Origin of the sequence: Microcoleus sp. B4-D4 (assembly GCF_036705185.1) — a bacterium.
GTDB lineage: Bacteria > Cyanobacteriota > Cyanobacteriia > Cyanobacteriales > Microcoleaceae > Microcoleus.
In genome coordinates this window covers 1-16792 of sequence record NZ_JAUBTX010000070.1, presented here as the reverse complement: position 1 = coordinate 16792, position 16792 = coordinate 1, and the positions used below count along the sequence as shown (strand labels likewise).

The 16792-nt window shown below is 44.4% G+C and carries 20 protein-coding genes; 8 read left to right on the top strand and 12 right to left on the bottom strand.

Going from position 1 to position 16792, the window contains the following annotated elements; all coding sequences use genetic code 11:
- Positions 1-277 precede the first annotated feature (277 nt).
- From atpH to QUB13_RS28570, 7 genes are all read right to left on the bottom strand, one after another.
- Complete coding sequence (atpH, locus tag QUB13_RS28600) at positions 278-823, bottom strand: ATP synthase F1 subunit delta (protein WP_333113871.1); 546 nt, start codon at positions 821-823, stop codon at positions 278-280.
- A 3-nt stretch (positions 824-826) separates the two neighbouring features.
- Positions 827-1354, bottom strand: a complete 528-nt coding sequence (locus QUB13_RS28595; protein ID WP_333088403.1) for a F0F1 ATP synthase subunit B — start codon at positions 1352-1354, stop codon at positions 827-829.
- Positions 1355-1448: 94 nt separating this feature from the next.
- Positions 1449-1916 carry a F0F1 ATP synthase subunit B' gene (locus QUB13_RS28590; RefSeq protein ID WP_333087953.1) on the bottom strand — a complete coding sequence of 156 codons (468 nt, stop codon included), beginning with the start codon at positions 1914-1916 and terminating at the stop codon, positions 1449-1451.
- A gap of 27 nt (positions 1917-1943) precedes the next feature.
- Positions 1944-2189 (bottom strand): ATP synthase F0 subunit C, encoded by a 246-nt coding sequence (gene atpE / locus QUB13_RS28585; RefSeq protein ID WP_193972048.1) that lies wholly within the window; start codon positions 2187-2189, stop codon positions 1944-1946.
- A gap of 144 nt (positions 2190-2333) precedes the next feature.
- Complete coding sequence (gene atpB, locus QUB13_RS28580) at positions 2334-3089, bottom strand: F0F1 ATP synthase subunit A (protein WP_333087957.1); 756 nt, start codon at positions 3087-3089, stop codon at positions 2334-2336.
- 27 nt (positions 3090-3116) lie between these two features.
- Complete coding sequence (locus tag QUB13_RS28575) at positions 3117-3572, bottom strand: ATP synthase subunit I (RefSeq protein ID WP_442921524.1); 456 nt, start codon at positions 3570-3572, stop codon at positions 3117-3119.
- Positions 3573-4005: 433 nt separating this feature from the next.
- Positions 4006-4455 carry a nitrate reductase associated protein gene (locus tag QUB13_RS28570; RefSeq protein WP_333388015.1) on the bottom strand — a complete coding sequence of 150 codons (450 nt, stop codon included), beginning with the start codon at positions 4453-4455 and terminating at the stop codon, positions 4006-4008.
- A 360-nt stretch (positions 4456-4815) separates the two neighbouring features.
- Here QUB13_RS28570 and moaA point away from each other — a divergent pair, with 360 nt between their 5' ends.
- From moaA to QUB13_RS28555, 3 genes are all read left to right on the top strand, one after another.
- On the top strand, positions 4816-5805 hold the full coding sequence (gene moaA, locus QUB13_RS28565; RefSeq protein ID WP_333388012.1) for a GTP 3',8-cyclase MoaA: 990 nt from the start codon (positions 4816-4818) through the stop codon (positions 5803-5805).
- A gap of 88 nt (positions 5806-5893) precedes the next feature.
- Positions 5894-6244, top strand: a complete 351-nt coding sequence (locus QUB13_RS28560) for a type II toxin-antitoxin system RelE/ParE family toxin (protein WP_194061434.1) — start codon at positions 5894-5896, stop codon at positions 6242-6244.
- On the top strand, positions 6241-6537 hold the full coding sequence (locus QUB13_RS28555) for a helix-turn-helix domain-containing protein (RefSeq protein WP_242717105.1): 297 nt from the start codon (positions 6241-6243) through the stop codon (positions 6535-6537). Before QUB13_RS28560 ends, QUB13_RS28555 begins: the two co-directional genes overlap by 4 nt.
- A 26-nt stretch (positions 6538-6563) precedes the next feature.
- Here QUB13_RS28555 and QUB13_RS28550 read toward each other — a convergent pair whose 3' ends face one another.
- Positions 6564-7160 carry a Uma2 family endonuclease gene (locus tag QUB13_RS28550; protein ID WP_333388007.1) on the bottom strand — a complete coding sequence of 199 codons (597 nt, stop codon included), beginning with the start codon at positions 7158-7160 and terminating at the stop codon, positions 6564-6566.
- 12 nt (positions 7161-7172) lie between these two features.
- Here QUB13_RS28550 and QUB13_RS28545 point away from each other — a divergent pair, with 12 nt between their 5' ends.
- A complete protein-coding gene (locus QUB13_RS28545; RefSeq protein ID WP_333388004.1) occupies positions 7173-7334 on the top strand; it encodes a hypothetical protein in 162 nt (53 codons plus the stop codon).
- Positions 7335-7520: 186 nt separating this feature from the next.
- A complete protein-coding gene (locus QUB13_RS28540) occupies positions 7521-8957 on the top strand; it encodes a hypothetical protein (protein ID WP_333388003.1) in 1437 nt (478 codons plus the stop codon).
- Positions 8958-9089: 132 nt separating this feature from the next.
- On the opposite strand, the gene QUB13_RS28535 is transcribed toward QUB13_RS28540, so the two are convergent.
- Together QUB13_RS28535 and QUB13_RS28530 are read right to left on the bottom strand one after the other, a co-directional pair.
- Positions 9090-9665 (bottom strand): hypothetical protein, encoded by a 576-nt coding sequence (locus tag QUB13_RS28535; protein ID WP_333388000.1) that lies wholly within the window; start codon positions 9663-9665, stop codon positions 9090-9092.
- A gap of 385 nt (positions 9666-10050) precedes the next feature.
- Positions 10051-10296, bottom strand: a complete 246-nt coding sequence (locus tag QUB13_RS28530) for a hypothetical protein (RefSeq protein ID WP_333387997.1) — start codon at positions 10294-10296, stop codon at positions 10051-10053.
- A gap of 452 nt (positions 10297-10748) precedes the next feature.
- Here QUB13_RS28530 and QUB13_RS28525 point away from each other — a divergent pair, with 452 nt between their 5' ends.
- Positions 10749-11030, top strand: coding sequence for a hypothetical protein (locus QUB13_RS28525; RefSeq protein WP_333387994.1), 282 nt, complete (start codon positions 10749-10751; stop codon positions 11028-11030).
- Complete coding sequence (locus QUB13_RS28520) at positions 11031-11474, top strand: type II toxin-antitoxin system VapC family toxin (protein ID WP_333387991.1); 444 nt, start codon at positions 11031-11033, stop codon at positions 11472-11474. It abuts the gene before it with no gap.
- 113 nt (positions 11475-11587) lie between these two features.
- Here QUB13_RS28520 and QUB13_RS28515 read toward each other — a convergent pair whose 3' ends face one another.
- Positions 11588-12814: a class I SAM-dependent methyltransferase gene (locus QUB13_RS28515; protein ID WP_333387988.1), complete on the bottom strand. Its 1227-nt coding sequence runs from the start codon at positions 12812-12814 to the stop codon at positions 11588-11590.
- A 634-nt stretch (positions 12815-13448) separates the two neighbouring features.
- On the opposite strand from QUB13_RS28515, the gene QUB13_RS28510 reads away from it, so the two are divergent.
- Complete coding sequence (locus tag QUB13_RS28510) at positions 13449-16232, top strand: phycobilisome rod-core linker polypeptide (protein WP_333387986.1); 2784 nt, start codon at positions 13449-13451, stop codon at positions 16230-16232.
- Between the two features lie 183 nt (positions 16233-16415).
- Here QUB13_RS28510 and QUB13_RS28505 read toward each other — a convergent pair whose 3' ends face one another.
- Positions 16416-16556, bottom strand: a complete 141-nt coding sequence (locus QUB13_RS28505) for a hypothetical protein (RefSeq protein WP_333387983.1) — start codon at positions 16554-16556, stop codon at positions 16416-16418.
- Positions 16557-16792 lie beyond the last annotated feature (236 nt).

Below are 16792 nucleotides of genomic sequence, written 5' to 3'. Positions count from 1 at the left end.
TTTTCGATCGATGTTTTCGGCAAGAAAGAATTGAGATTTGGTAGTAAGAATTTGGGACTAGCAACTCGAAAACATAAATTCATTTATTCCTGCTTCCTGTTTGATTCTTCCCGAATACCGGCTTCCTTCTTCCTTCTCCCTTCTTCAAGAAAGAATTGAGATTTGGTACTAAGAATTTGGGACTAACAACTTGAAAACATAAATTCACTTATTCCTGCTTCCTCTTTGATGCTTCCCGAATACCGGCTTCCTTCTTCCTTCTTCCTTCTTCCTTCAATTAAGAATTCAAGCGAATTCCCAGACGGCGCAATTGTCCCCGCAGGCTGGCATCAATTATTTGAGAGCCTACTTTGATTACCACACCGCCGATTAAATCTGCGTCTATTTTGGTTTCAATTTCTACATTTTTAGCGCTGGTCATCGCCTGCACTTTCTCGCGAACAGTCTGCAATTGAGCATCTGAAAGCGGGACGGCAGATGTAACTTCTGCCAATACTGTTTGGTTTAGTTCTCGGAGTTTGGCCAAGTATTGTTGACCAATTCCTTCTAAAAAAAGAATCCTTCCTTTGTCTACTAAAAGCTTCAGAAAGTTGTGCATCAAGGGGTTCATTTCTTCACCCGCTATTTGCTTAATTACGGCTTTTTTAGCATCCGATTTTACCAGCGGATTGGCTAAAAATTGACGCAAATCTTCCGAATTTTTTAGCAGGTCAAGTAAAGAACGAATGTCTTCGCCGAACTTCTCTGAGAGATTGCTGGACTGAGCCAGTGACATCAAGGCAGATGCGTAAGGCTGCAAGACTTCTGTGCTGACTGTACTCACGTTTTAGCCTCCGAGTAACGCAATGCTGCGATCGATTAATTGGTGTTGAGCGCTCTCGTCCAAGCTATTTTTTAACTGGCTTTCCACTCTTTCTAGTGCCATTGCAGCAACTCTTGCTCTGAGTTGAGCGACGGCTTTTTCTCGTTCTGCGTCCAGCTCTTGACCTGCTGTTGCTTTCATGCGTTCAACGTCCTGCGCCGCTTGAGCTAGAATTACTTCTTTGGCTGCGATCGCATTTTCTTGTGCAGCGGCTCGAATCCGTTCCGCTTCTGCTTGAGCCTGAGTCAATTTTTGCTGTTGTTCTGCTAAAGCTGCTGCTGCATCTTTTTGGCGCGTTTCTGCTTCTTTAATCGCTTCTTCGATAGCGTTGCGTCTTTCGGTAAGAATATTTCCTAAAAAGCCGCGCCCGAAGTAAAACAGCACTCCAATAACAATGATCAGGTTAATCAGGTTGGTTTCAAAAATATCGAAATTTAAACCGAAACCACCTTCTGCGCTAGCTTCTGTGGCTAGCAATAAAACAGTCCCCATGATACTCTTCCATAATTGCGCGTGCAGGTTGGACGAACCGATTTGAGATTTGAGCTTTTTAATTTTACCCAAAAATTAAAACTGTTCGATCGAGCTATTTGACCAATGCTGTGCCTAATAACTTTTCCAGAATTTGTCGGCTCAGAGTATCTACCTCTTGTTCTAGCGAGCGCATTGCCTCTTGTTTTTGCTGCTCTATCTCAGAGCTTGCCTTTTCTCGTGCCGCTTGAGCTTCTTTTTGAGCATCAGCTACTTTTTCCGACGCGATTTTTTTGGCATCTGCTTGAGCCGCAGCAATTACGGCTTGAGACTGTTTGCGAGTTTCTCCCAGTTTTTGTTGGTATTCCTGCGCTAAATTCTGGGATTTCACCAAGCGTTCCTTAGCTGAAATTTTAGTGGTACGGATGTATTCCTCCCGCTCGTCCAGCATCTTAGTCATGGGTTTATAGAAAACCGCATTCATAATTACCGTCAAAGCTAGGAACTGCAACGCCATCAAAGGCAAAGTTGCATCAAAATCAAACACTTTTAGTTCCTCCTTGTTTTTGGGGCGGAAAGACATCCGCCCCTTTTTTGCAGTCCTTCAGTATTAAGCGAAAGGATTAGCAAACAGCAATACCAATGCAATAACCAGACCGTAGATGGTCAGGGATTCCATGAATGCTAAGCTCAGCAGGAGAGTACCGCGAATTTTGCCTTCTGCTTCCGGCTGGCGGGCAATACCTTCTACTGCTTGACCGGCTGCATTACCTTGACCGATACCAGGTCCAATCGCGCCCAAACCAATAGCTAGACCAGCGGCGATAACAGAAGCAGCAGCAATTGTCGGATTCATGATAAATTTCCTTAACCTTAGTGTACAGAATGAAAGACAGATATTCGGCAATTAGTCATTAGTCATTAGTCATCAGTCATCAGTCATCGATTGGACTCCTGACTTCTGAGATATTACTATTAACCGTTCGCCAATTCAGAGGAGTTAATCGTGATGTTCGTCGCCGTGTCCTTCCAATGCTTCGTGAATGTAGGCTCCTGCCAAGGTGGCAAATACCAAGGCTTGAATCGCACTGGTAAACAGACCCAACATCATTACGGGCAGAGGTACGAACAGGGGAACTAATAGCACCAGAACCGCTACCACTAATTCATCCGCTAAAATGTTACCAAATAAACGGAAGCTTAGGGAAAGAGGCTTGGTGAAATCTTCCAAAATCGCGATCGGCAACAAAATTGGGGTTGGTTCGATGTACTTTCTAAAATAACCCAAACCCCGCCTGCTGAAACCCGCATAAAAATATGCCAGAGAAGTCAGCAAAGCAAGTGCTACCGTCGTGTTGATGTCGTTAGTCGGAGAAGCTAGTTCGCCTTCTGGCAACTTAATTAGTTTCCAAGGAACTAAAGCCCCCGACCAATTGGATACAAAAATAAACAGGAACAAAGTGCCAATAAATGGCAACCAGGGACGGTACTCTTTCTCGCCAAGTTGATTTCTAGCCAAGTCTCGAATGAATTCTAAGGCATACTCCATGAAGTTTTGCATTCCGCGTGGAATTCTCTGCATATTGCGAGTTGCCAACAGGGATGCTGTTACAAGGAGAGCAATCACAATCCAGGAGGTGATGAATACCTGTCCGTGAACTTTGAGACTGCCGATGTGCCAGTAGAAATGTTTACCAACTTCCAACTCAGCGAGGGGAAAAGCATTAAAGGCATTTAAGACATTTAGCATTTCCATTCACAAGAAGTTCACACAGTGGAGGGTTCACCGACTGCCTGACCCGTTTTGCGGGTCTGGAACAAACAGGCTTTGCAGCATATAAAAGACGATCGCGACTTTATATGTCAGAAATCCCAAAAATATGGGCAAAATCTGTAGCTGGTTCCACTGAGTTGCTACTACTATCAACCCAATAAATACAGCTAACCTATTTTTACTCAGACTCATCTTTTGCGAGCCCAGACGTTCAACGTCTTTGGCCAACATTCTCAAGTAAACCACACCGGCGATCGCCCCAATCAAGTAATTTAGGGCAATGTTGAGCGAATAAAAAATCCACACCGAGACAAAAACTATTCCCGTGAAGGCGAGCGAGACTACAAACAACTGTTGCTGAAGTTTGTAGAAATCTTGCATAGCGTCGGTGGACTCCGGTTCGGACGAACCTATCTGAGAGATGTCCCCCGTTTCAGCGATGGATGCGCGAGATTGATCTGACAAGGTTACTTGACTTTTAAAGCAGTCGGTGTTAGTTGACTCCCACTACAATTAATTCGGTTGAAACCGTCTTGTAGCGATAAGTGTGACAAAAGCTACAGCTCGTACACTTCAGATCGAATAATACCATGTGCAGGTAACATAACTTAAAAAAAAATGAATTTTTCGATCGGCGTCAGAGAAGAGTAGAGCCGAGGTACTGTGGCGAGGCAAGCGTGCATAGCATAAACGTTTTACGCTCGTAGCAGGCAGCGGTTGTATCACAGATCGATCGCCATTACCACAATCACTGTTTTTATACTGCAATTATATTTTTTTTTGATGTATTTCTCAATATATATAATCTTTTAATATAATGCGGATCAGTCTCCGATCTCGCTCCTCTGTAGAACAGGCGTCTGGTCGGTAAATTTCTGCGGTTAATTAAAACTCCAACTCAATCAATCACCTTAAACTCTTGCAGCGCCGGGAGAAAGTTTTTATTCTCGTGGCTCGATCGACTAAGCTTAATCAAAGCAAACCGCTGCAGAGGCTGCAAACTCGCCCACTGTGCCAAACTAATCGCAACATCCAACTCTTGAGCTTTTGCAGAAACAGACTCCGGTATAGTTGCAGCATCCATCCAGGGGGGATTTTCATCAACCGCCAAATCAGTACCCGGTTGACCAGTCTGTTTGATTAATACTTGGTTTAACTGTTCTCGGTAATCGCTAATTTCTGATTCAGTCAAACAAGGTAACTCGACAAGCATTTGACGTTCTGCTTGGTTGAAGTGATTCCAATCTTGTAACTTTAGTTTAATCCCGCAAGTATCTAATTTCAGTCGTACCTGCATCGGAACGCAGCGCAGGGCTTCTACAAAGTCAGCTTCAAATTCAAAGAACATATATTTAGGGAGTTTGTTGGATTTGTGATTGAGATTTTTTTGATTTACCGCAGAGGGCGCAGAGGGCGCTGAGAAGAGAGTAAGAGAGAGAAAAAATTGAGTAGGAAGTTTGTTGGATTTGTGATTGAGATTTTTTTTATTTACCGCAGAGGGCGCAGAGGGCGCTGAGGAGAGAGTAAGAGAGAGAAGAAGTTGAGTAGGAAGTTTGTTGGATTTGTGATTGAGATTTTTTTTTATTTACCGCAGAGGGCGCAGAGGGCGCTGAGGAGAGAGTAATCGATGCAGGTTTCTTGCTCTCAATTAATAATTGCAGAAAATCGAGTCAGGATTTATAATTAAATAATATTACAAACTATTGACATGGATACCGTAGACTACCTCCGGATTAGCTTGATAGACCGCTGCAATTTCCGCTGTCTCTACTGTATGCCGGAAGGTAGCGAGTTGGACTACGTGTTGCAGCAGCAGTTGTTAACTCACTCGGAATTGTTAACTCTGCTTCGCGAAGTTTTTATACCTGTGGGATTTACTAAGTTTCGGCTGACTGGTGGGGAACCGCTGCTGCGCCCTGGGGTGGTGGATTTGGTGAGGTCGATCGCCTCTTTGCCCGAAACGCGAGATTTATCGATGACAACCAACGGATTTTTGCTGGCGGGAATGGCCGAAAATCTCTACAGTGCAGGTTTGCGCCGGATTAATATTAGTTTGGATTCCTTGGAACCGGAGACTTTTGATAAGATAATTGGTAGTCGCGGACGATCGCGCTGGATGCAAGTTTGGGAAGGAATTCAAGCGGCTTATCAAGCTGGATTTGACCCGCTGAAATTGAATGTTGTGGTGATTCCCGGTGTGAATGACGGGGAAATATTGGATTTGGCAGAGTTAACTATTAACCGAAATTGGCACGTTAGATTTATTGAGTTTATGCCGATCGGCAATGGCGACTTATTTGGCGATAAAGGTTGGGTAGCATCAGCAGATTTGCGGCAACAAATTAGCGATAAATACGGGTTAGCCGAGTCGGGAATTCGCGGTAACGGGCCGGCGGATGTGTTTCAAATTCCGGGGGCGAAGGGTACTTTAGGATTTATCAGTCAGATGTCGGAGTGTTTTTGCGATCGGTGCAATCGGATGCGTTTGTCTGCTGACGGGTGGCTGCGGCCTTGTCTGCTGAACGAAACCGGGCAAATTGACTTAAAAACTTCTTTACGGAATGGGGTGTCTACAGGGGAATTGCGCGATCGAGTGCGGCACATATTGGAGATTAAACCGGAGATTAATTTCAAGCAGCGAGATTCGGGAACTACTCAAGGAAATTACAGCCGCACCATGTCTCAAATCGGCGGGTGAACTAACCGACATAGAGGGCTGAATAAATAAAATACTTAAGGCAATACTTGAGTATAATTGTCACAGTATTCGATTCTCAACAAACTCGATGACCATCAAGCCGATTCGGTGGGTTGGCCCTGCCCGCGAAGAAATCCAATCTCTTCCTGAAGATGCCCGAAAAGAAGCCGGTTTTTCACTTTGGACTCTCCAGCAGGGCATACAACCACCAGACTTTAAACCGATGTCGATCGTAGGTAAAGGCGTTGAAGAAATTCGGATTCGGACAGAAAATGCCTATCGGGTTTTCTATATTGCTAGATTTGAAGAAGCTATTTATGTGCTCCATGCCTTCCAAAAGAAAACTCAGAAAACCGCCAAGAAAAATATCGAAGTTGGGCAGAAACGCTACCAAGATTTGTTACAAAATCGTTTAAACTCAAGAGAACCGGAACAATGAGCGAAAATACTATTACCCAAGCAGTCGATAATATCTTTCTAGACCTCGGATTCTCATCTGAAGAAGCTGATAACTTACTAATTCGATCGCAACTAATTCTCGCCCTGACTCATCAGATTAAAGAGCGCGGTTGGACTCTCGATCAAACGGCTCAACATCTCCAACAGTCCAACGATCGAATCAAAGCTCTAACTCAAGGTAAAATAGGGCAGTTTTCCGTTGACAGTCTGATTGCAATGCTCAATAAAGTAGGTATGACTGTCAAAGTCGAAATTTGCCCCAAGGTAGCTTAGGGGAAAATTATGCAATTTGGCGCATTCTACAACTGAAACTCTCCTCCCAAAACTTGTCCAGCCGTTAAATTCAACTGCGGAAATGTTGGAGAAACAAGTGTTTGTTCCCCTTGAAACATCCCAACTTCGACATACTCACCCGATTCTAGTTGAAGTACGGCTACAATTTGCTCTTGAGGGTCAACAATCCAATACTCAGGGATGCCCCGCGCCGCATATTGGGCTCGTTTGCTAATGTAATCGCGATCGCGCCCAACTCTACCTGGACTAACAACCTCGACAACCAACTGAGGAGGCGGCATATCAAGGGTGATAGTTAGCCTAGATGCTGTCAGCAATATGTGTTCGGGCCGCAAAATCACTAAATCGGGGTAACGGTTAGCTGCGTCGCCCTCGCGCAGAATCGGAACTTGGATTTCGCAGATGTGAAGCTTGATACACCGCCAAGGGATGCCAGTATTGACAAGCACTAAAAACAGATAGCTGACAATGGCGTTGTTGGGTTCAGATTCTGGCGGCAATGTTACTAAGTCTCCGTCAATTAATTCGTAGCGGTTGTCGGTGTCGTCCTCGTAGGTGAGGTATTCTTCAAAGGTGAGTTTTTGTTTGTGGGCTTGTATCATCTTTTACCTTCCATGATTGCTATTGTTATTAAAATATTTACACATCCGAGGGAAGCGTTGGCCGCAGTGATTTTCATTGAATTAACAAGCTGGGTAGCACTGTCCGATCGACACGGGGCGATCGCCCCGACACCACAAGCAAGGCTACAAAATGCACCATCTGGCGGGGTCTAGCGGGTTTTGGCATGATTCCACCTGTGGCAGTGGTAAGGCTGGCAGAGTTGCATCGTAGATGTTTAACATAGATATGATATTGTAGAGATAGGGGTTTAACGCTTTAGATAGAAAAATTATAATAAATTAAGTGATTTATTATAATTTTTCTGAGCATAACAATTACAAAAAACTAATTTAATTATTATGGATAATGCTGTTTCTATTTTATTAAATGAAAAATTTTTAGCTGTGGATAATAGACTAAACTATGAATCCTATAAAAACTTGTTATTAAAATGTGAAATATGTGAGCAAGCTGTCTTTTTTAAAAAGGCAAGTGATTTCAATAAGCCAGGTATAAAAAGAATAGCTCACTTTTCACATTACAAAGATATTGGAAACATTCCTTGTAGTGAGAGAACTGAGAGCAATACCACTACACAAGAAACGGGCTCTGAGGGAAAAAAACAAAGTTTAGAGAATTATCAGATGAAAATTCAACAAATTATTTATGAAGGAATAGTTTACTATCAAAAAATTTCAAATTTACAGCTTCACCAGCGCATAAATGAAGGTGAAATCTTAGTAAATCTATATGAGATTGATCTCTATTCATGGTTGTGTCAGTTTAGTAATAAAAGAGAAGATATTAAAAAATTAGCATTATCTTTGTATCATAATAAATCATCGGAAATAGAGTGTAGAGTTTTTTCAAATATAGTTAATTATTTGTGTTTTCCTGTTAGTGCCGATATATTAAAAAAAGTTTTATACTATGTGTTTCTTTTTAACAAAGAGATTTTTATTAATAATGCTTGTGACGAAGTTTTTTCTAAAACTATTAAATTAATAAGTTATATTAATTTGGGGAGCGAATATCAACAAGCACAAAAAAGTTTAACGGCTTTTAATGACGATAACCTTACAGAGGAGGTACTATCGCAAGATACTGATTTAGAAACAGAAACAGTTGAACCTAAGATGGTAACAATACCTTCTTTTTTAGGAAGTTATAAAACCGAAGTCTTAGAAACGACTGAGTTAGAATATTATTTGTGTCGTATTAAAGAAAGCAAAAATGGTAAAGTATTTTACCAACGAATAGCAAGAAAAACTTACGAAACAATTAGTATTAGTTGGTATGAAGATAAAGATAAAGAGTATGAATATTTAACTTTGCGGCATAACACGTCAATTGTAGCAACTTTTTATTTAACGAAAGATAGGACTATTAAATGGAATCCTTTATCTGTGTTTTTTGTAAATCAGACTATCATCGCTCTACTAGCTACGAGGAGTCCCAAAGAGTATATTCTCAGTGAGAATTTATATGGTTTTTTCATTCAATGGGTAAATTCAAGTGTGTTTGAATTTTGGGTAAATAGGAATGCGTCTTTATCAATTTATCCTGTTCATTTTGTTAAGTTATTGTTTCTTTTTAAAGCATATATAAACGAACGCTCAGGTCTTACAAAATCAATTGGTGATGGGTTAACCGTAGAAGTAGAAGTTAGACCTGTATTAGTAGATAGTATTTATAACGAATCATTACTTAAATTAGCCGGAAAGTCTAAATCTATGAAAAAACGTTATTTGATGTCGAATTCACCTATAAAGAAATTAAAAATCAGTCATTTATAAAGAAATAAAATTGCACACCCTACTAGACTCGGATGACACTGGTAGCACTCGGAGCGCTGCCACGGTCGCAGCGGTTCGCACGGTTAGAGTGTTAACACTTCTATGGTTAGCATAGTTATCATTGCCCGCATTTTAAACAGCAACTCCACCAGTTAATTTACCAAAATGAATACAATTACCTTTAGAATCAACTCCAACAGTTACTCCCATAACATTACGAAACACTTCCGGTGGTATACCTGGTTTTCTGCTGATATTTATTGCCAAAGGGATAGGTTCAGACGGTTTATAATCAAACTCTCTACAATCTTTATTTTTACCAGGTATTATTTTTGAATTTGCTTTACCAAAGTCACTGAATAAAATATCTGCAATTATTGTAGTTTCTTCATTCAGTTCTCTGTACAGATGATCATTCAAAAACAACATAGTAGAGTATTTAAAGCGATTACCTAGCTCTTTTTCACGACTTTCAGAAACGTTTTGAGCCACACTAATAAATTTTTGAAGATTCTGAGGATCATTAATATCTAGTTGTGCAATTTTAGCCCAATCATCTAAACATTTTTCAATTTGTACATTTGTAAGACCGTTTTGTGAATACCAAGCAGCTAGTGATTGCGAATCGCGAGGTTTACATATAGATTCCCAAGCATCCATGCCAGTAAGACAAATATGTTTCATCAAGAAATCAACTCTAATTACCATGTTTAGTCCTCTTTGGTTTGTATGTAGAAATGGTTGCTTTAAATCAGCATTTTGGATTTATACAGGTTTAAGTTTTAACTCAATCGCTAACGACTGTTAAGCAGCATCGGTCAAATTGACTGAACGAACCTTGCGGGAGACTTCTGTTCATCCTTTTTACAGACACGCATTTTTAGAGGTTTTAGTCTCTACCTCAGAAAATTACTCTTTCCTGATTTAGTAAAGTAACGTGCCTGATATTTGTTGGTTTTCTTAACTGGTTCCCAGGCTGTAGCCTGGGAACCGAGATCCAGAGGCTCTGCCTCGCTAGCGGATAAAAATAAAAACAGGAGGCAGATGCTCATGGAATGTGTTCCCAGACTCTAGCCTGGGAACGAGCAAATACCTACGCTTTGCGCTTCCGACGGCGAATCAGCACACTCATTACTTGCTTCGGATTAGCTGCACGCTGTACGGGACTCCAATCACCCACTTCCGCAAATCCCAGACGGTACAAAGTGAGTATGGTTTCCCTGACACCCTTGGGCGAACCTGTCACCGTTACACACACCACATCCTGTTCCGATACTGCTGCTGAGTCGTCATTTGGCCGAGCAAATTTGTTGTCGTCAGGCAAGAATTCCTGTGACATAATATGTTCTCCTGGTTTTGGGTTTTCTAGAAAAACCCAAAAACCCAGCCGCCCCGCATTTCAACACATAGCAGGGCGGCTACAGAGGATGTTAAGATACTCCGTTAGCCTCCAGACTGCTAGTCCCAGTTTGGCGGTTATGCTGTCCATTGCTGTTACCAGCAGCTTTGGGCAGTGCAACTAGATTTTTGGGCGACGCGGGTTACTTCCTCTACAAGCAAAGCAACCTCTAACTTCAAAGCGTAGCCGCAGACGGGGGCCTGTGTCAATCCATTTGGGATACTTCGACTTCGCTCAGCACAAGTTTTGGACTGGTTCCCAGGCTAAGAGTCTAGGAACGAGCAATCGCCTACTTCCTAGGCTTTGCGCTAGAGTTATAATATTAAAATCAACTTAAAAAGTGCGATTAATTTTGTTATCGTCAACCCAAAAACTTACACTCAAGGATAACTATGCTCCACAATCTTCAGCAATCTCACCAACAAGAGATACAGACTATTACTGAAGTTTTGGCAAAAATCACCAGCCGCACGGCGGATCAGATTAAACCATTACTAGATGCGATGCTCAAACAGCTAATTGAACCTCAACAACGTCCATTTTATGAAACAGCTACCCCAACAGAATGGTCAATAGCATTTCAAGAATGGGTTGACAGTCATCGTACCCTAAATCTCCCCACTCTTTCAGATGAAGCTATTAGCAGAGAGAGCATTTATGGAGACAGAGGTTAAATGCCGTTTCTCGTAGATACAAACATACTGCTGCGTAGCATGGATACAGCACACCCAATGAATCCTGATGCTGTCAATGCCGTGATTACTCTGCGCGATCGCGGGGAACAACTTTATATCGTACCCCAAAATTTGATCGAGTTTTGGAACGTTTGCACGCGCCCGATCCAGAGAAATGGATTAGGGCGTACTGCAATAGAAGCAGAGACAGAAATTAATCGCTTAAAACAGCTTTTTCCTCTCTTGTTGGATACCGAAGCAATTTATCAAGAATGGGAGCGACTGGTGATAACGTATAAGGTTATAGGTGTCAATGTTCATGATGCGCGGCTAGTTGCTGCTATGCTAGTTCATGGTTTAACCCATATCCTCACTTTTAATATTGCTGATTTCGCTCGTTATTCACAAATTACGGCTGTTAATCCTCCAACTGTAAAGCCTTGATTAATTGGGAATTTAACAGAAATTATACTCCGACCAAAGAACAGGCAAGATGCCTGTTCCACAAAAAGCTAATTTGATTGTGGGGAGTAGGGGTTGGGCCCCATATCCCGCCCTTAGATTTTACCGGGCGTGAGCAAAATTAGCTGTTTTGATAAGATCGATCGCACTTCATCCAATCCCATCTCCACATCCGCCAAAATCTCTCCCACAGTCTTCTGTACCTCTTTCTCCCCCCCTTGACAAGGGGGGGCTGGGGGGGGTGAACAACCTTCCAGAAACTCAAATTCAGCACTTGACAAATCGATCAATTGGTAGTTGCAATCAAACACTTGTTGACTAGGCCAACCGTGCATACAACCACTCAACTCAGGAATTGCAGCCAAAAGTGCCTTATCGTCCGACCAATCAACTTTATTAACAGGCTTTTTACCCAAGAAAAACTCGTAATGAGTGATTTCCGTATCCAACAATTCAATTAATCGATAAAGCTCCCGTTCCGTCAAACCCCGAGCTCTTTCTATCAACTCCGGCGCTTTGCCCAAAAGTCTTTCTAACTGCCAATATCCCGGATTTGAAAAACCGAGAAATTCCAATCCCGAAGCGTCAATTAACTCGAACAAAGTCTCGATGTTGTAGTCAATTTCCTGCGGGTGAACGTACATATCAGCAAAACATTCGTCCCGCTGATTTTCTCCTGCCCAACGCTGTTTTTCGTACTTGACAAGACGGTTGTTTTCTGGTAAAGAAGCAAAGATTTGACGGCCGACTTTCACACCATCAGCATAGTCGCCTTTTTGCGGGCCTTGGAGAAGTGCGATCGCCCTTTGCATCAGTTGAATCTCCCAGCGGCCGAGCTGGGAATACACAAAAATGTGCATCAAACCGCCCTCCGCCAACTTCGCCGCCAGCGCTTGAATGCCCCGGATCGGATCGGGTAAGTGGTGGAGCACGCCGACGCAGTTGATCAAATCAAACTCGCCATCTAACTCGGCCGCATCGTAGATGCTGAGGTGGCGAAAATCGGCTTCTCGCGCCCCCGATCGCCTGCAGCGTTCTTGTGCTACCTTCAAAGCACCGGAACTAAGGTCGATCGCCGTTACGGACGCTTCCGGGTTGAGGTGAATCAGATAATCCGTACTCGAACCAGTGCCGCAGCCCGCATCTAAAATCCGAATATCGAGTTTTGGCGGCTTTTGGCCAGTGCAAAAATTGTAAGCATCAGGCCAACTCCAGCGCCAGTTGTAGCCGGGGGGCGGTTCGTCGGACAAAGGATCGGGGGGAAAAGGAAAAGTATCGTAAAGCCGCCGCACGGCAGCGCTGATATCGGGCGTAGTATTCATAGGTGGGTGAGGGGTTAGTGCGTGAGTGTTGAGATTGTCCCGAGCTCCGACAGAAGGGCGCTACGTGGTAAACTGTTATTGTTTCGCGCGAGTCAATCTCAAATCAAAAATCTCAAATTTCAAATCGACTGACAGTTGGCGCGTAATAAAACTTATCATTTTTTCTCATATAAGCTCTCGTGAATCTATACAATAAGTCTCGACAGGCTTTTTAACAAACGAGGACTGTCAATCACCCAATGCTGAGCTTTCGGGTAAAGCGGAGGCGTCTTTCGGCAAAAAGTAAAAGGCCCAGCAAAAGGCAGAAGAAAATTTTGGATTTTCTTGTTCCTGAATAAACGGCAGTTGCTGCGATCGCCCGCTCGCGAGCTTTCCTGCAAATAATTTTTGCCGGGGGTCTAGGGGCAAAGCAAGGGCGGAGGAAGTGCCGCGTGCCTGTCTTCGGGTCGGACATTTCCCGGCAGAACGAAAGATGAAACCAAAACATTTTAATCTAAGAAAGTAAGCGCCCCAACCTCTTCAAAGGTGAAGGCAAAAAGTAAACAAAGCAAAATACCTAGTTGTACTTGCATGAGAAGGCAAGGTTAGTCTGGGTAAATGCTGTAACGATTTAGATAGGGAGCGAAGGAGTCTAATGACTGTAAAAGCAAGTGGTGGAAGCTCAGTTGCGCGTCCGCAACTATATCAAACTGTACCGGTCGCAACGATTTCGCAAGCAGAACAGCAAGACCGCTTCCTACAGCGGGGCGAACTTAGCGAACTGGCAACTTATTTCAGTTCCGGTGCGATGAGGATCGCAATTTCTGAGACGCTGACGAGAAACTCAGAACTGATAGTGTCTCGGGCAGCCAACCGAATTTTTACCGGCGGTTCCCCGCTGGCATTTTTGGAAAGACCAGCAGAACCCGTGATGGCAATGGCTGGTGCGGCTCGTGGCGGCTCGGTTAATGTCTCTGATGGCATGAAACTGGGAACTGTTACCTACGTTGAGGGTCGCGCGGGTGGCGGCGGCAACGGCTCGGGTTCAGGTGGCGGATTGTTGGGCTTGGGAAATCTGTTTTCGACTAACGGCGGCGGCGGCGGCGGCCCAATCCCAGCAGGATTTCAACCGATTAATGTCTCGCGCTACGGCCCGAGCAACATGACCAAATCTCTGCGGGATTTGAGCTGGTTTTTGCGCTACATCACCTACGCGATCGTCGCAGGCGACCCGAACATTATTTCGGTGAACGTGCGCGGATTGCGGGAAATTATCGAAAATGCTTGCTCTTCCGCGGCTACAATTGTGGCAATGCAGGAAATGAAGGCTGCATCCTTGGGTTATTTCAAGAATGATGAGGCCGGACGCACGATCGTCGCACAGTATTTCGACGTAGCAATTACCGAATTCAAAGCTCCGACACCTTCAGACAAGGTGCGCCAGCGGGAAACCAACGACCAGCAAGGGCTGCAACTGCCTCAAATCTACTTCAACGCAGCCGAGAGACGATCGAAATTCGCGATGAAAACCGGTCTGTCGTCGGGCGAAAAGCAAGAAATAGTCAAAGCAGCTTACCGCCAAGTATTCGAGCGCGACATTACCCGCGCTTACAGCCAAAGCATTTCTGACCTGGAATCAAAGGTCAAAAACGGCGAAATCTCGATGAAAGAGTTTATCCGCCGTTTGGGTACATCTCCTCTGTACCGCCAGCAATTCTACGAGCCGTTTGTCAACAGCCGCGCTGTAGAACTGGCAGCCCGCCACTTCCTGGGCCGCGGTTTGAGCTCGCGGGAGGAATTTAGCAAGTATTTTGCGATCGTCACCAAAAGCGGCCTCGCAGGCCTCGTAGACGCAATGGTTTATTCCCAGGAATATTCCGACTACTTCGGCGAAGAAACAGTTCCTTACCTGCGCGGCTTGGGCCAGGAAGCTCAGGAATGCCGCAACTGGGGCCCACAAATTGATCTGTTCAATTTCAGCGCTCCGTTCCGCAAAGTTCCTCAGTTCATCACCTTGTTTGCCGGCTACACCCAGCCGCTACCAGACCAGCACGTTTACGGTGTTGGTAATGACCCCTTAGAAATTCAGTTCGGCGCGATTTTCCCGAAAGAAACTCGCAACCCCAAGAGCCGTCCGGCTCCCTTCGGTAAAGACACCCGACGCATCCTGATCCGTCAAGGTGCTGGTATTGAAAACCAATTGAGCAACCCGGATGCCAGGGGTAAGGCTCCAGGCTCTCTCGGCCCCAAGGTCTTTAAATTAGACCAGCTCCCCGGTGGTTACACATCTCCGAAAAAATCAACTCGCGGTGTCTCTAGCGGCTACAGCAGTGCTTCCAGTGTCAAATATACCGAAAGCTCCACCCAAGCGGTGATTCGGGCTGCTTACCTGCAAGTGTTCGGTCGCGATGTGTTCGACGGCCAGCGCCAAAAGGTGGCGGAAATTAAGCTGGAAAACGGCGACATTCCGATGCGCGAGTTTATTCGGATGTTGGCGAAGTCTGACGTGTTCCGCAATATGTACTGGAGCAAGCTGTACGTTTGTAAGGCGATCGAGTACATCCACCGCCGACTCCTGGGACGCCCTACCTACGGCCGCCAGGAAATGAACGCTTACTTTGACATTTGCGCCAAGAAGGGTTTCTACGCCCTCGTCGATGGCATCATGGACAGCATGGAGTACAACGAAGCTTTCGGGGAAGATACAGTCCCCTACGAGCGCTACGTGACTCCGGCTGGTTTGTCGATGCGGACGATGCGTACAGGCTCCTTTGGTGAGAAAAAAGTCAACGTTGAGACTGCGACAGAAACACCTCGGTTTGTTGAACTTGGTACTGCCGGCTCTCCGGGCGATGTCGAGTTGCAAAATCGTATTGCTCAAGGTGTCAGCAAGCGGCGCGAACAAACTAAGGTGTTCAAGCTGACGACTACTTCGGACAAGGTAGCTTTGAAAACTTTAATTCAAGCTGCTTACCGTCAAGTTTTTGAGCGCGACATCCATCCGTATGTTGTGAAGAATGAATTCACAGCGCTCGAAAGCAAACTGGGCAACAATGAAATCAATCTCAAAGAGTTTATTGAGGCTTTGGGTTGCTCGTCGCTGTACGTGAAACAGTTCTACGCACCTTATCCCAACACTAAGGTGATTGAGTTGGGAACGAAGCACTTCTTGGGCCGCGCTCCTCGCAATCAAGCGGAGATTCGGACGTACAACCAAATCTTGGCAAGCCAAGGGATTAAGGGCTTTATCAACGCGATGTTGAACAGCGTTGAATATGCTGAAGCGTTTGGCGAGGATACTGTTCCTTACCGCCGCTTCCCGACTCTCCCTGCTGCTAATTTCCCGAATACTGAAAGGCTGTACAACCAGTTGACTAAGCAGAATGCTGATGTTGTGGTTCCGAGTTTTGAGCCGGTAGCAGCGATCGACAGAAGTTAGATTGTTTTGAGATTTGAGATCTTAAATTAGTTGTAATTTAATGCCTCAAATTAGTTGAGGGGCTGGCGTAATTGCTAGCCCTTTTTTTGTATGATAATTTTGGAAGTTTTTAACCGCAGAGAGCGCTGAGGGCGCTGAGTGAGGGAAGAGAGGGAGGAGAGGGAAGCGCGATCGCGCATTAATTTATTGAAGTTGGTACAATTCGAGCATCCGTTTTATTTTTGGCTGTTGTTTTTCTGATTTTCTGAACGCCACCCAAATGCGATTGTTGACGGTGGGTGAGGGTTTGAGGATGAGAGTTATATCAATTCCGGTTGCACTCATACATGATGTTAACTGTTAACTGTTAACTGTTAACTGTTAACTGTTAATTTACTATTCCGATGAAGAGAGGATTTGATATTATACCATTTTTATAAAGATGTGCTATGGATGAAGTCTTAGCCCCGCCTTACTCGCGGGGGGGGTTGGGGGGGTAATATCTAGGGCTTGCTGGATAAGTGCAGAAAGGTTACACGGCGCGGTTATACGATCGCGCGATCGAGAGTTTAGTGCAAGAT

Coding starts and splice junctions, on each gene's coding strand:
- QUB13_RS28595 (WP_333088403.1), bottom strand. CDS start 1,354: ATGGGGACTGTTTTATTGCTAGCCACAGAAGCTAGCGCAGAAGGTGGT.
- QUB13_RS28590 (WP_333087953.1), bottom strand. CDS start 1,916: ATGTCTTTCCGCCCCAAAAACAAGGAGGAACTAAAAGTGTTTGATTTT.
- atpE (WP_193972048.1), bottom strand. CDS start 2,189: ATGAATCCGACAATTGCTGCTGCTTCTGTTATCGCCGCTGGTCTAGCT.
- atpB (WP_333087957.1), bottom strand. CDS start 3,089: ATGGAAATGCTAAATGTCTTAAATGCCTTTAATGCTTTTCCCCTCGCT.
- QUB13_RS28570 (WP_333388015.1), bottom strand. CDS start 4,455: ATGTTCTTTGAATTTGAAGCTGACTTTGTAGAAGCCCTGCGCTGCGTT.
- moaA (WP_333388012.1), top strand. CDS start 4,816: ATGGATACCGTAGACTACCTCCGGATTAGCTTGATAGACCGCTGCAAT.
- QUB13_RS28560 (WP_194061434.1), top strand. CDS start 5,894: ATGACCATCAAGCCGATTCGGTGGGTTGGCCCTGCCCGCGAAGAAATC.
- QUB13_RS28555 (WP_242717105.1), top strand. CDS start 6,241: ATGAGCGAAAATACTATTACCCAAGCAGTCGATAATATCTTTCTAGAC.
- QUB13_RS28550 (WP_333388007.1), bottom strand. CDS start 7,160: ATGATACAAGCCCACAAACAAAAACTCACCTTTGAAGAATACCTCACC.
- QUB13_RS28545 (WP_333388004.1), top strand. CDS start 7,173: ATGATTGCTATTGTTATTAAAATATTTACACATCCGAGGGAAGCGTTG.
- QUB13_RS28540 (WP_333388003.1), top strand. CDS start 7,521: ATGGATAATGCTGTTTCTATTTTATTAAATGAAAAATTTTTAGCTGTG.
- QUB13_RS28535 (WP_333388000.1), bottom strand. CDS start 9,665: ATGGTAATTAGAGTTGATTTCTTGATGAAACATATTTGTCTTACTGGC.
- QUB13_RS28530 (WP_333387997.1), bottom strand. CDS start 10,296: ATGTCACAGGAATTCTTGCCTGACGACAACAAATTTGCTCGGCCAAAT.
- QUB13_RS28525 (WP_333387994.1), top strand. CDS start 10,749: ATGCTCCACAATCTTCAGCAATCTCACCAACAAGAGATACAGACTATT.
- QUB13_RS28520 (WP_333387991.1), top strand. CDS start 11,031: ATGCCGTTTCTCGTAGATACAAACATACTGCTGCGTAGCATGGATACA.
- QUB13_RS28515 (WP_333387988.1), bottom strand. CDS start 12,814: ATGAATACTACGCCCGATATCAGCGCTGCCGTGCGGCGGCTTTACGAT.
- QUB13_RS28510 (WP_333387986.1), top strand. CDS start 13,449: ATGACTGTAAAAGCAAGTGGTGGAAGCTCAGTTGCGCGTCCGCAACTA.
- QUB13_RS28505 (WP_333387983.1), bottom strand. CDS start 16,556: ATGAGTGCAACCGGAATTGATATAACTCTCATCCTCAAACCCTCACCC.